The organism is Paraburkholderia sp. BR10872, assembly GCF_040965835.1.
Classification (GTDB): domain Bacteria; phylum Pseudomonadota; class Gammaproteobacteria; order Burkholderiales; family Burkholderiaceae; genus Paraburkholderia; species Paraburkholderia nodosa_A.
Genome location: NZ_JBFRCN010000012.1, coordinates 1 through 12,773 on the forward strand (window position 1 = coordinate 1; position 12,773 = coordinate 12,773).

Sequence of the window (12,773 nt, forward strand, 5' to 3'; positions counted from 1 at the left end):
TGTCCAGCTCGCGCATCGTCATTGTTATCCGTTCTGTTGCCGCCATTAAAGCTCCCAAACACTGGATTCCCAGCGATCTGTTAGCTTACGATCGTCCAAAAAGCGGACATCTGAACTTGGCTAAAAGCGGACACTACAACTTAGCCCGTACACTATATAACTGCGATAATTTATCTTATGTTAAATAAGAAAAATCCACGGGCGGCGCCACCTGCCAAGCTTGCGCCGCTCTGTCATTGAGCTTCCTCGAACGAAGGCCGCACGGCAGCCGGCTCCAGTTCGATTCGCTTCGCACCGGGTTTCGCATGCAACGCGAATGTCGATGCGACGAACGACGGCGCCAGATTCCAGTGGTACGTCACTTCATGACGCGGCCTCGAAGGCTGGGTCGTGTCGGTCACGACCAGATGGCACGGCAGCGGTCGCCGTCCCTGCTCGATCCACATTTCCCAGTCGGCCCCACGCTGCTGAAACGCGTAATGCGTGCACCGGCGCGCATCGACCTTTTCGACGCTGAGCACCTGCGCCGCCGTGATCGCCGCGTTGTCGTCCTTGCCGTTGCCCCAATAGAAAAGCTCCGCGAGCGGCGCCTCGATACGCCAGGTGTTCGCGAGCTCACGTACGAGGCCATCGAGCGTCGGTGGCGCGTCATTGCGCGTGTAAAAGCCCTTCTTTTCATTGAAGGTCATGAATTCGCGTCCGTCATAGACCAGCCCGCGCAAGTTGCCGTTGCCCGTGATTTCGGCGCGCAGCCGGTCGGGCCGCTTGACCTCGAGCACCGTATGGCGCAGCAACGCGGCGTTCTGGCCGTTGTCGAGCACGACGTCGGTCGACGTGTCCGCGTTGACCTCGAACTTGCGCAACGTGCGCAGATAAGCGCCCATGGCATTGAGCGCGTCGAGCGCCTGCGCATCGACGGCTGCCTGCGGCGTGTTCGCGGCGGCGGTTCCCTCGCCGTTATCGAGATCGGTGAGCGGCGATGGAACATTCGATTGCGCCTGCGTGTAGCCCCCGCTCTCCGGATGCGCACAGCCGGAGAGCGCAATAGCGGCGCAGAGCGACAAGGCGAACTCGGCAGGAACCCCGGAAAAGACTTTCTTCTTCAAGACGTCTCCTGACTGAGCATCCGCATAAAACGACGGGCTTGGAGCACACGGCATGCCCAGTGGACCGCTGTGAGGCACACGTCGCCTCTCCCTGCATGCACGACTCAGTAAAAGCCCTGGTCGGTTGGCCCACCGCCTCGCAGTATCATCGACCCATATTTTTAGAACGACGTTCTGTCAAACAGAACTGACAGACACGCAAACGAAGCGTTCAGGAGATTCCGATGTCCAGCTTGCCAATCGGAGCGACACGCGCGTCGCTCCGGGACCATGCCGCCGCGCCCGTCAGTGCCGCCGAGATCAACGCGCGCATTGACCGCCTGCCGGCCACCCGCGCCATCTGGACGCTCGTGCTCCTGCTTTCGCTGGGCGGCTGGTTCGAGTTCTACGATCTGTTCTTCACGGCCTATGTCGGGCCGGGCCTCGTGAAAAGCGGTCTCTACTCGACCACCACGGCTTCGTTCTTCGGCTTCTCGGGTCTCGGCGCCTTCGTCGCGGCGTCGTTCGCGGGGCTCTTCATCGGCACGTTCTGCTTGACAGGTCTCGCCGACCGCTATGGCCGCCGCACGCTGTTCACCGCATCGTTGCTCTGGTATTCGGTGGCGACATGCATCATGGCGCTGCAGACGGGCGCGCCCGGCATCAACCTGTGGCGCCTCATCGCGGGCATTGGCGTGGGCGTCGAACTCGTCACCATCGACACCTACGTGAGCGAACTCGTGCCCAAGCACATGCGCGGCCGCGCGTTCGCGTTCGTGCATCTGGTGCAGTACACGGCAGTGCCGGCCGTTGCGTTGCTTGCGTGGTGGTTCGTGCCGCGCGCGCCGCTCGGCTTCGACGGCTGGCGCTGGGTCGTGATGTTCGGCGCGTTCGGCGCGCTCATCGCCTGGGCGATCCGCCGTCGCGTGCCCGAGAGCGCGCGCTGGCTCGCGCAGCGCGGCCGCACCGAGGAAGCTGCACGCATTCTCGCGAGGCTCGAAGCGAAGATCGAGGCGCAGCACGGTCGCTCGCTGCCTGCGCCTGTCGTGGAACCTGCCAGCGCGCAAACACTTGCCAAGGCGCGTTTCGCCGAGATCTGGCAGCCGCCTTACCGCCGCCGCACGATCACGCTGCTCGTCTTCAATCTGTTTCAGGCCATCGGCTTCTACGGCTTCGCCTCGTGGGTGCCGACGCTGCTCGTTTCCAAGGGCGTCACGGTCACGCACAGCCTGCTCTACTCGTTCGTGATCGCGGCGTCGAATCCGTTCGGGCCGCTGCTCGGCATGGCGATTGCCGACCGCATCGAGCGCAAGACGCTCGTCGTACTCTCCGCGCTCGCCATCGCCGTCTGCGGCACGCTGTTCGCCATGCAAACCTCGGCCGGCATGCTCATGTTCCTCGGTGTGCTCATTACGCTGGGCGGTACCCTCCTCTCGGTCGGCTACCACGCGTACCAGGTCGAGCTCTTCCCCACGCGCATGCGCGCCACCGCTGTTGGCTTTGTCTATTCGATGTCGCGTCTTTCCGCGATGTTCTCGGGCTTCATGATCGCGTTCGCGTTGCGCCACTTCGGGGTGCCAGGCGTTTTCGCGCTGATTACCGGCGCGATGATCGTGGTGATGGCGGCCATTGGCATCTTCGGGCCGCACACGAAGAATCGCGCGCTCGACGACATCTCCCACTAATTTTTCCAATACGAGGCGGTAACCATGCTCCCGTTAGCCGGCGTGCGCGTCCTGGATCTGTCGAATGTGCTCGCGGGTCCCTTCTGCGCCTATCAACTCGCGCTCTTCGGCGCCGAAGTCACCAAGGTCGAGCATCCTGAAGGCGGCGACCTGGCGCGCCGCCTCGGGGCCGACAAGGACGCCGCGGCGCGCAATATGGGCGCGTCGTTCGTGGCCGTGAATGCGGGCAAGCGCTCGATCACGCTGAACCTGAAAGACCCGCGCGGCAAGGCCATTTTGCTCGATCTGGTACGCCACGCCGACGTGCTCGTCGAAAACTTCCGGCCCGGCGTGATGGACCGCCTCGAACTCGGCTACGATCAGTTATCCAAAGTGAATCCGGCGCTGGTCTACTGTGCGATTTCCGGTTTCGGCGATGAAGGCGAGCTGTCGCGCCGCCCGGCCTACGACCAGATCATTCAGGGCATGTCCGGCGTGATGAGCGTGACGGGCGACGCGCACAGCGCGCCGCTGCGCGTAGGCTATCCCGTCTCCGATACCGTGGGCGGCCTCACCGCCGCATTCGGCATTTGCGCGGCGCTCGTCGACGCGCGAACGAGCGGCCGCGGGCGGCGCCTCGACGTTTCGATGCTCGAAGCCACGCTCGCGAGCATGGGCTGGGTCGTGTCGAACTACCTGAACGCCGGCGTCGAGCCCGCGCCGATGGGCAACGAGAATTTCACGGCCGCGCCGTCGGGCACCTTCCGCACGGGCGCGGGGCTGCTCAATATTGCGGCAAACGAAACGCGCCAGTTCGAAAGCCTGTGCGAGGTGATCGGCCGCCCGGACCTGCCGCGCGACGCGCGCTTCTCCGCGCGCCATTCGCGCAAGCAGCATCGCGAAGCGCTCAAGGCCGAGATCGAAACCGCGCTCGCCCCAGACAGCGCGGCCAACTGGGAAACGCGCCTGCTCGAGCGCGGCGTGCCCGTGGGCCGCGTGCTCTCGGTGCCCGAAATCCTCGCGCATCCGCATCTGGCCGAACGGCGCTTCATACGCGAGTTCGAACCGGCACAAGGCGAAGCCGCGCAACGCGTGACGCGCGCGGGCCTGCGGCTCGCCGATGCCGACGCCGCGCCCGCCACGCCCGCGCCGGTTCTTGGCGCCCACACGCGCGAAACGCTCGCACAACTCGGTTACGAAGCCGCCCAAATCGAAGCTCTCCACGATGACGGAGTGATCTGACCATGCCGACGACGAATACAGCCACGCCCGATCTCGCCGCCCTATGCGCCGACTACTGGAGCACCTCGATCATCGACATCCATCCGGGCTCCATCAAGGTGCGCGGCTATCCGATCCAGGAGCTGATCGGCAGCGTGAGTTTCCCGCAGATGATCTGGCTGATGCTGCGCGGCGAACTGCCCGGCGACGAAGAGGCCACGCTGCTCGAAGCGGCGCTCGTGGCCTCGGTCGATCACGGGCCACACGCTCCTTCGATCGCGATCTCGCGCATGGCCACGAGCTGCGGCTTGCCGATCAACGGCGCAATGGCCTCGGCGCTCAACGCACTCGACGACGTGCACGGCGGCGCCGGCCAGCAGGCGGTCGAACTCTATGCCGACATCGCCGCGCGCATCGTGGCAGGCGCCCCATTCGAAGCCGCGGTCGAAGCCGGCGTCGACGAGTTCATTGCCAGTCACGGCAAGTATCTCCCGGGCTTCGGCCATCGCTTCCATCCGGTCGATCCGCGCGCCGGACGGTTGCTCGCGCTCGTCGACGCACGTGTGGCGTCGGGCACCATCAAGGGCCGCTACGCCGCGATTGCACGCGGCATCGAAGCGTTGCTGAAAAAGCGCAAGGACCGCCCCGTGCCGATAAACATCGACGGCGTAACGGCCGTTATCTACGCCGAACTGGGCTTTGCGCCCGAACTGGCGCGCGGCGTGTTTTGCCTCTCTCGCGCGGTGGGCATCCTCGCGCATGCGTGGGAGCAGCGCGGGCGCGGCGAGCGTAACAAGGGGCCCATGCCGCGTCAGATTCCGTATGCCTATACTGGCGCGCCGGAGCGACATCTGGAGCAGTCCTGATCAACGCCCCGTGAAAACGACCGTGTGCAAACGGTGCTTTGCGCCTGCAATGTTTGCGCTAGCTGCGCGTGGCTTCAGGCGTCCTGACGTGCGTGCGCGGCGTGCGCACGTTGGGCGGCGCGCAGCGCGCGCGAGTCGCCGCCGAGCGCGTCGGTAGCGCGTATCGCGCACTCGAACAGCGCGTCGAGATGGCGCTCGACGAACGCCGCGTCGATACGCGAACTCGGCCCGGCGAGCGTGAGCACGCCACGCAAGGTGTCGTGAACGCCGAACACGGGCATGGACACGCCGGCGGTTTCGCGGTCGCGCTCACCGATCGAGATGCAGTAGAAGTCGTGGCGAATGGTCTCGAACGGCTCGCCCGGTTCGCCGCCGAATGCCAGCAGCGCGCGGCCGCCAGATCCGCTTTCGAGCGGCAGCACGTCGCCCTCTCGCACATGGTGACGCACCACATGATGCGAATCGACGCGATGCAGGCACACGCGCACCGCGTTGTCACGCACGTAGAACGAAACGCTCTCGCCGCTCGCCGCGGCCAGTTCACGCATGAGCGGCAGCAGAATGTCGCCCATGTTGAGACCGCGCTGATAGAGCGCGCCCAGCGCGAACGTGGCGGGGCCGAGCTGGTAGCGGCCGTCGTCGAGGCGCAGCAGCAGGCGATGCTGAATCAGCGCACCGGCCAGCCGCAGCAACGTGCTTTTATAGAGGCCCGTGCGCGCTGCGAGTTCGGCGAGCGTGAGCGCGCTGTCTCCGGGGCGAAACGCAAACAGGATGGCACACGCGCGGTCGATGACAGCGACGCCTTCTTCTTTCTTGACCGTACCAGCCGGGTCTTGCGCGGGCATGAATGGAAAACGTGGGGATTGGGAATGCGTCCGATTTTACGCGACTTGCCGTCTCCCGGGTGCGCCCCCCTCACCTTCGACTCCAGCGCTGCTGCTCGTTGCACGGGACGCGCGCGTTACTTCGCCCGCGCCACCGAATCGCGCAGCGTCACGCTTACGGGAAACGTGCGCTCGATCGGCCACTGCGTGCCGTAGCACTGGTTGATGAGCCAGCGCACCGCATTGCGCGTGAGCTCCGCTGTGGGAATGTGCACCGAGGTCAGCGCAGGCGCCATGTAGGCCGCCGAATAATCGTCGTCGTAGCCGATCACCGAAACGTCGTGGGGCACGCGCAACCCTGCCTGCTGCAGACGCGCGAGCGCACTCATGGCCATCGTGTCGTTCGCGCAGAAAAGCCCGGTGAAGCGATGTTTGCGTTCGAGCAGCGTCCCGGCCGCCACATAGCCGCCCTCGGGCGAGAAGTCCGAGACGATATGCGGCACGGTTCTGCGCTCGATGCCGTGACGCGCCAGCTCGGCGAAAAAACCATGCAGACGCGCCGCATTGTCCGAGGACGTTGACGGGCCGCCGATCACCGCAAGCTCGCGATGGCCGTGCTCGATGAGCGTGCGGGCTGCCATCTCGCCGCCGTGAAAGTGATCGGCGCAAAACGATGCTTCGGGTAACTGATCGAATGAGCGGTTCAGGAAGGCCATGCGCGGGTGCATGGCGTGCAGCATCTGCAGGTCGTCGTCGTACAGATCGTGGCTGATGACCACGACGCCGTCGCAATCGCGGCCGATGAGGAAGCGCACGGCCTCGATGGCCTGCTCGCGCGGCGAGGCTTCACCGCAACCGGTGGCCACCACCACATGACGCCGCACGGCGCGCAGCTGCGTGTCGGTTTCCTTCAGGATAGTGCCGTAGTACGAGCCGAAAAACGTCGGTACGAAGATACCGATGATGCCGAGCGACTTCGTGGCCATCGCCCGCCCGATGGACGAAGGCCGGAAATTGAGCTGTTCGATCGCAGCCTGCACGCGCGCGGCTGCTTCTGCCGACACCGGGCCGTTGCCCGATATCGCCCGCGAAGCTGTCGAAAGGCCCACGCCGGCCAACGCCGCCACGTCTTTCAGGGTCGCCACGTTCCTGGCCTCTCTGTCTTTATCGGTTGTGTGCATCAAATGCGTGCGCCGGTTTCTTCGTCGAATAGCGAAACATGCGCACCGTCGATGGAGAACGGCACCGCCGCCCCACTCGCCAGCGGCGTCTTGTCCTGATCGATCGACGCGATCTGCCCCCCCTGATGCTCGATCCACAGGACACGATGATTGCCCATGGGCTCCACGAGCGTCAAGTGGCCTTCCCACGACGCCTCGTGCGGGCGCACTGCACCGCCTGCACGCACGTCTTCCGGGCGCACGCCGAGCACGCAGGGGCGTGTCGGATCCGGCGTGCCCTTGAACGCGTAAGCCGACACATCCACGTCGAGGCCTGACCCGCGAAAGCGCAGCCGGCCTTCGTCGGCTTCGAGCCTGCCACGCAGCAGGTTCATCGGCGGCGCGCCGAGGAAGGTCGCGACGAACAGGTTCTCTGGGCGCGCGTAGACTTCGGCCGGTGTGCCGAACTGCTGGATCGCCCCGCCCTTCATCACCGCCATGCGCGTGGCGAGCGTCATCGCCTCGACCTGGTCGTGCGTCACGTAGATCATCGTCGCGCCGAGTTGCTGATGCAACTGCTTGAGTTCGCGGCGCAATTCGGTGCGCAGCTTGGCGTCGAGATTCGAGAGCGGCTCGTCGAACAGGAACACGTCCGCCTCGCGTACGAGTGCGCGCCCGATCGCCACACGCTGGCGCTGGCCACCCGAGAGCTGCGCGGGTTTGCGCGAAAGCAGTGGCCCGAGCTGCAGCATGTCGGCGGCGCGCTTCACGCGGCGGTCGATCTCCGCCTTCGGCGTGCCATTGATACGCAGTGCGAACGAGAGATTGCGCTCCACGTTCATGGTCGGATAGAGCGCGTACGACTGGAACACGAGCGCCACGCCCCGATCCTTCGGGTCGGCCCACGTCATGTCCTCGCCGCCGATCTCGATGCTGCCGTCGGTCACGTCGACGAGGCCCGCGATGCTGTGCAGCAAGGTGGATTTGCCACAGCCCGAAGGTCCGAGCAACACGACGAACTCGCCTGCGCGCACATCGAGATCGAGTTCGTCGATCACCGTGTTCGCGCCGAGGTCGATGCGCAGGTTGCGTACGGAAACGTTCGTGAGATTGCCCATGCCCTGCTCCTAGCCTTTCACCGCGCCCGAGGCGATGCCGCGCACGAACCAGCGCCCCGAAATGAAGTAGATCGCGAGCGGCACGGCCGACGTGAGGATCGTCGCGGCCATGTTGACGTTATAGATACGCTCGCCGGTCGTCGTGTTGATGATGTTGTTCAGTTGCACCGTCATCGGCAGGTTTCTCGTGCCCGCGAACACGAGGCCGAGAATGTAGTCGTTCCAGATGCCGGTGACCTGCATGATGATCGCCACGACAATGATCGGCACCGACATCGGCAGCATGAGCTGCATGAAGATGCGCCAGAACCCGCCGCCGTCGATGCGCGCGGCCTTGAACAGCTCCTGTGGCAACGACGCATAGTAGTTGCGGAACAGGAGCGTCATGACCGGCATGCCGAAGATCGTGTGTATCAGGACGATGCCCGGCAGCGAACTGAACAGATGCACGAAGGCCAGCACGCGCACGAGCGGGTACACCATCACCTGCACGGGAATGAACGCGCCCGCGAGCAGAATGCCGAACAGCACGCCCGCGCCGCGCGGCCGCCAGAACGACAGCGCGTAACCGTTCACGGCGCCCACGGCAATGGAGATGACCGTGCTCGGCACGACGATGCGCACCGAATTCCAGAAGCCCACGCGAATGCCGCTGCAGTCGAGCCCCGTGCACGCGGAGGACCACGCGTCGCGCCACGGCGCGAGCGTCCACTGCACCGGCAGTGCGAGCAGATGACCGAGGCGGATCTCGGTCATCGGCTTGACCGAAGTCACCAGCATCACATAGAGCGGCAGCAGGAAGAACAGCGCCGCCGTGAACAGAAACGCATAGACGCCGAGCCGCGCGGGCGTGAAGCGGCTGCGCGGCTTGCGCCGCTTTTGCGCCGCACGCGCGGAAGCGGGCGCGGGACGCAGCGAATCGGCCAAAGGCGTGCTCATGCCCGGTCTCCTCTGAGCGCCGCGCGGCTGCGCGCGTAGAAGAATGGCGCAAGAATCGCGAGGACCGTAGCGAGCAGCACGATCGACGCTGCCGAGGCGAGCCCGATGTTCGCGCGATTGAACAGGTAATCCATGATGAATTTCGCCGGCACCTCGCTCGCGGTGCCGGGGCCGCCCTGGGTCATCGCGACCACGGCGTCGTAAAGTTTCACGACCATCACGAAGAGCAGCACGAATGCCGTGGAAAGCGAGGTCTTGAGCATCGGCACGACGATGCTCGCGTACACGCGCCAGCGCGGAATGCCGTCGAGGCGCGCGGCCTTCCATATTTCGTCGTCGATGCCGCGCAGCCCCGCGAGCATCAGCGCCATCACGAGACCCGAGGCCTGCCACACGGTGGCGATCACGAGCGTGTAGATCGCGAAGCGCTGCGTGACGATCCAGTCGAAGCGCGCGTGCTCGAATCCCATGTGCCGCAGCACGGCCTGCACGCCGAGTTCGGGGTTGAGGATCCACTGCCAGACGAGGCCCGTTGCGACGAACGACATCGCATAGGGATAGAGAAACACCGTGCGCAGCGCGCCTTCCGCCACGACGCGCTGGTCGATGAAGATCGCGAGCAGTAGCCCGATCGCGAGGCACGCCGCGATGAAGCACAGGCCGTAGATCACGAGATTTTGCAGCGACAGGATCCAGCGGTCGTTCTGGAAGAGCCGCACGTACTGCGTCACGCCCGCGAAGGTATTGGTGGGCAGCGAGCGCGAGAGGCTGAGCGAGACGCGCGCCGTCCACAGCATGGTGCCGAGATACGCGAACAGGACCGTCGCCGCCATCGGCGCGAGCGCGATCCAGGCGGCGAGCGAGAGCCGCCGCCGCGCGGGGCGCGCGCTGCGCACTTGCCCCGCTTGGCGTTTGGCCGGGTGCAGCTTGGCGGCGTACATGGTTGCGCTCAGCTCTGGATTGCCGTGGCAAAGGCTTTCTGCGCGTCTTCGGCCGACTGGTTCTTGTTCCAGAAGTTCGTGATGACGTCCTGCAGCGCGCCCTGGACATCAGGCGGAATCAGCATTTCCGGATTCGGCAGTTGCCGCGACTTGTCCTTCATGATCGTCATGCCCTCCTTCGCGCAGATGTCGAAGCCCGAGGTGTCCACGTCGGGGCGAATCGGAATCGAGCCCTTCTTCTGGTTGAACGCGACCTGTGCCGCAGGCGAGGTCATCACCGTGGCGAGCAGTTGCTGCGCCTTGACCTGCTCGGGATTGTCGGTCTTCGGGAACACGAACACGTCGCCGGCGATCATGTACGGCGACTTCGGAAAACCGGGGAAGCATCCGAAGTCCTTGCCCGCCACCTGGTTCGCGGCAGAAAACTCGCCCTTGGCCCAGTCGCCCATGATCTGCATGCCCGCCTTGCCGGAAATCACGAGCGCCGTGGCGTCGTTCCAGTTGCGGCCAGGCGAGCCCGGATCCACGTAATTATGCAGCCGCTTGAAGGTCGTGAGCACGTTGCGGAACGCGGGCGAATTCACGGCGTTCGCGTCGCGGTCGCGGTACACCTTCATGTAGAGATCGCGGTCCATGTCGGCGAAGATGGCGTCGAAGGTGATCTTCTCCTGCCATGCCTGCCCACCCAGCGCGAGCGGAATCACCCCAGCCGACTTGAGCTTGTCGAGATCGGCGAAGAGTTCGTCGAAATTCTGCGGTTCGCCCTTGATCCCGGCCTTGGCGAACGCGGGCTTGGAATAGAAGAACCAGTCCTGCATGTGGATGTTCACGGGCGCGGCATAGTAGTGCCCTTTGACCTTGATCGCCGTGAGAATCGATTCAGGGAAGCTGGCACTCCAGTTCTCCTTCGTTGCGACCGCATCGACATTGTTCAGGAGTCCCTGGTCGATGAGATCGTGAAACTGCCTGGACGTATTGAACTGCGCAGCGGTGGGCGGATCGCCGCCCACGATGCGGTTGATTGCCGTTGCGCGCGCCTGGTCCCCGCCGGCGATCGCGTTGTCCACCCACTTTCCACCCGCCTGATCGTAGGCAAGCGCGAACTGCTTGATCGCGGCCGACTCGCCGCCCGACGTCCACCAGTGAATCACGTTGGCCTTCAGCGGCTCCGCGGCGTGGGCCGCGAGCGCGCCGGCCAGCGCGAGAGCGGCCACGATGCCGCGCAGAACGGGTGCGTTGTGCTTCATTGCGTCTCCTGTCGATCCGGAGCTGGCGCTTCAGCTGTCGCCTGGCGTCAGTGCTTTCGGCACCGGCGTCGGGCCCATGCAGGGCTCCGGTTGCTCCGGGTTGGTCTGCAAAAGCTTTTGGGTTGGAAATTTCGTCGGCCCACGGCGCGTCGTACGGCATGCCCGAGCGTCGCATGCCCTGCCGTGGTTGTCACGCTAGTTGTTGCCCTTGCTCGGTAACCCTGTCAAGCGCCCTTGATGTGCCATCAAGCGCCGTCGAGCGCGCGCCGCTGCGCGATGAAACGCGCAATGAGTTCCGCACTGCGCTTGGGCGTGCGAACCTGCGTGTCGTAATCGACATGCACGACACCGAAGCGCCGCTCATAGCCAAACGCCCATTCGAAGTTGTCGAGCAGCGACCAGACGAAATAGCCGCGCACGTCCACGCCCGCCTTGATCGCGGCGTCCACCGCGGCGAGATGGCGCTTGAGGAACGAGATGCGTTGCGTATCGTTGACCTCGCCTTCGCTCACGCGGTCGTCCGAAGCCATGCCGTTCTCGGTGATATAGATCGGCGGCAGGTTCTCGTAGGTGCGACCGAAACCGATCAGCAGGTCGCGCAGACCGTCGGGGTGAACCTCCCACCCCATCTGCGTGCGCTCGACGTCCTTCAGCGGCACTTCGACGAAGCCGTGCGCGCCGTCGCTCTTCACGTTGGTGCGGAAATAGTAGTTGATGCCGAGGAAATCGAGCGGCGCCGAGATCGTCTTCATGTCGCCTTCGAGCACGAGCGGCTCGGTGCCCGGCCACAGCTCGAAGAGTTCTTCGGGGTACGCGCCCTTGAGCAGCGGATCGAGAATCCACGCGTTGTGCTGCACTTCGAAGCGGCGTGCGGCGCGCACATCTTCCGGCGACGAGGAATCGGGCGTGCCGCGTCCCACGTTCGCCACGATGCCCTTGGTCGAGCCCGGATCGTTCGCGCGCAGCACGCCGGTAGCGAGGCCGTGGCCGAGCAGCAGATGATGCATCGCCTGGGTGGCATAGCGGCCGTTCGCGAGGCCCGGCGCGTGATGGCCGTTGCCGTAGCCGAGGTACGCCGAGCACCACGGCTCGTTGAGCGTCATCCATGCGTCGACGAGGCCGGACAGTTCGCGGCTCATGAGGTCGGCGTAGTCGGCGAAGCGGTATGCGGTGTCGCGATTGAGCCAGCCGCCGCGATCTTCCAGATGCTGCGGCAGGTCCCAGTGGTAGAGCGTGGCAAAGGTGCGCACGCCCTTCTTCCTCAGGCGCTCCAGCAAGCGCTTGTAGAAGGCGATGCCTTTGGCATTGGGCCGGCCCGCCTCGTCCATCACGCGCGGCCACGCGATCGAAAAGCGATAGGCCTCGAAGTTAAGGCTCTCGAGCAAATCGAGATCGGACTCCCAACGGTGATAGTGGTCGCAGGCCACGGCGCCCGTGTCGCCCGCGAGCACCTTGCCCGGCGTGGCGCTGAACGTGTCCCAGATCGAGGGGATGCGCCCGTCCTCGTGAATGGCGCCTTCGATCTGATACGAAGCCGTGGCCGCGCCCAGGAGGAAGTCGCTGCGCCACAGTGCAGAGCTGGCGGGCGGAGTGAAAGGATCGTCGGCAACTGCGGCGGCGGAATGCGGCAATGCGGTGTCCTGAGTCACGAAGCCTCCTGCGCGGAAGTCACCGGCGTTCTGGGTAGCCGGATCAGGTTGGAGTGGAA

General features: G+C 65.0%; 12 protein-coding genes. 4 read left to right on the top strand and 8 right to left on the bottom strand.

Translation table 11 applies throughout. The annotated features are described in order from the left end of the window. Positions 1–188: hypothetical protein (locus AB4Y43_RS12080; RefSeq protein ID WP_368727893.1), on the top strand; the 188-nt coding region annotated here is incomplete at its 5' end. 45 nt (positions 189–233) lie between these two features. Here AB4Y43_RS12080 and AB4Y43_RS12085 read toward each other — a convergent pair. After that, positions 234–1,106, bottom strand: a complete 873-nt coding sequence (locus AB4Y43_RS12085) for a DUF2092 domain-containing protein (protein ID WP_368727894.1) — start codon at positions 1,104–1,106, stop codon at positions 234–236. Positions 1,107–1,330: 224 nt separating this feature from the next. On the opposite strand from AB4Y43_RS12085, the gene AB4Y43_RS12090 reads away from it, so the two are divergent. Genes AB4Y43_RS12090 through AB4Y43_RS12100 form a run of 3 tightly spaced genes read left to right on the top strand, consistent with a single transcriptional unit; the run spans position 1,331 to position 4,836 of the window. Further along, positions 1,331–2,770 (top strand): MFS transporter, encoded by a 1,440-nt coding sequence (locus AB4Y43_RS12090; RefSeq protein WP_368727895.1) that lies wholly within the window; start codon positions 1,331–1,333, stop codon positions 2,768–2,770. Between the two features lie 24 nt (positions 2,771–2,794). Then, on the top strand, positions 2,795–3,991 hold the full coding sequence (locus AB4Y43_RS12095; protein WP_368606775.1) for a CaiB/BaiF CoA transferase family protein: 1,197 nt from the start codon (positions 2,795–2,797) through the stop codon (positions 3,989–3,991). Positions 3,992–3,993: 2 nt separating this feature from the next. Then, entirely contained in the window at positions 3,994–4,836 is an 843-nt protein-coding gene (locus AB4Y43_RS12100) for a citryl-CoA lyase (protein WP_368727896.1), read from the top strand. Positions 4,837–4,910: 74 nt separating this feature from the next. On the opposite strand, the gene AB4Y43_RS12105 is transcribed toward AB4Y43_RS12100, so the two are convergent. The 7 genes from AB4Y43_RS12105 to AB4Y43_RS12135 form a co-directional block, all read right to left on the bottom strand. Further along, on the bottom strand, positions 4,911–5,681 hold the full coding sequence (locus tag AB4Y43_RS12105; RefSeq protein ID WP_069265711.1) for an IclR family transcriptional regulator: 771 nt from the start codon (positions 5,679–5,681) through the stop codon (positions 4,911–4,913). A gap of 116 nt (positions 5,682–5,797) precedes the next feature. After that, the gene (locus tag AB4Y43_RS12110) at positions 5,798–6,805 is read right to left on the bottom strand and encodes a substrate-binding domain-containing protein (protein ID WP_176732901.1); all 1,008 of its coding nucleotides are present in this window, start codon (positions 6,803–6,805) and stop codon (positions 5,798–5,800) included. A 35-nt stretch (positions 6,806–6,840) separates the two neighbouring features. After that, positions 6,841–7,938: an ABC transporter ATP-binding protein gene (locus tag AB4Y43_RS12115; protein ID WP_342945771.1), complete on the bottom strand. Its 1,098-nt coding sequence runs from the start codon at positions 7,936–7,938 to the stop codon at positions 6,841–6,843. Between the two features lie 9 nt (positions 7,939–7,947). Next, on the bottom strand, positions 7,948–8,877 hold the full coding sequence (locus tag AB4Y43_RS12120; RefSeq protein ID WP_069265708.1) for a carbohydrate ABC transporter permease: 930 nt from the start codon (positions 8,875–8,877) through the stop codon (positions 7,948–7,950). Then, entirely contained in the window at positions 8,874–9,818 is a 945-nt protein-coding gene (locus tag AB4Y43_RS12125) for a carbohydrate ABC transporter permease (RefSeq protein ID WP_368727897.1), read from the bottom strand. Before AB4Y43_RS12125 ends, AB4Y43_RS12120 begins: the two co-directional genes overlap by 4 nt. Before the next feature lie 8 nt (positions 9,819–9,826). Beyond that, complete coding sequence (locus AB4Y43_RS12130; protein ID WP_342945773.1) at positions 9,827–11,065, bottom strand: ABC transporter substrate-binding protein; 1,239 nt, start codon at positions 11,063–11,065, stop codon at positions 9,827–9,829. Positions 11,066–11,310: 245 nt separating this feature from the next. Further along, positions 11,311–12,714 carry a GH1 family beta-glucosidase gene (locus tag AB4Y43_RS12135; RefSeq protein WP_368727898.1) on the bottom strand — a complete coding sequence of 468 codons (1,404 nt, stop codon included), beginning with the start codon at positions 12,712–12,714 and terminating at the stop codon, positions 11,311–11,313. Between the last annotated feature and the right edge of the window lie 59 nt (positions 12,715–12,773).

What these genes read in the sequence shown, in the direction of transcription:
- AB4Y43_RS12090 (WP_368727895.1), top strand. Translation starts at nt 1,331, where the DNA reads ATGTCCAGCTTGCCAATCGGAGCGACACGCGCGTCGCTCCGGGACCAT.
- AB4Y43_RS12095 (WP_368606775.1), top strand. Translation starts at nt 2,795, where the DNA reads ATGCTCCCGTTAGCCGGCGTGCGCGTCCTGGATCTGTCGAATGTGCTC.
- AB4Y43_RS12100 (WP_368727896.1), top strand. Translation starts at nt 3,994, where the DNA reads ATGCCGACGACGAATACAGCCACGCCCGATCTCGCCGCCCTATGCGCC.
- AB4Y43_RS12105 (WP_069265711.1), bottom strand. Translation starts at nt 5,681, where the DNA reads ATGCCCGCGCAAGACCCGGCTGGTACGGTCAAGAAAGAAGAAGGCGTC.
- AB4Y43_RS12115 (WP_342945771.1), bottom strand. Translation starts at nt 7,938, where the DNA reads ATGGGCAATCTCACGAACGTTTCCGTACGCAACCTGCGCATCGACCTC.
- AB4Y43_RS12120 (WP_069265708.1), bottom strand. Translation starts at nt 8,877, where the DNA reads ATGAGCACGCCTTTGGCCGATTCGCTGCGTCCCGCGCCCGCTTCCGCG.
- AB4Y43_RS12125 (WP_368727897.1), bottom strand. Translation starts at nt 9,818, where the DNA reads ATGTACGCCGCCAAGCTGCACCCGGCCAAACGCCAAGCGGGGCAAGTG.
- AB4Y43_RS12130 (WP_342945773.1), bottom strand. Translation starts at nt 11,065, where the DNA reads ATGAAGCACAACGCACCCGTTCTGCGCGGCATCGTGGCCGCTCTCGCG.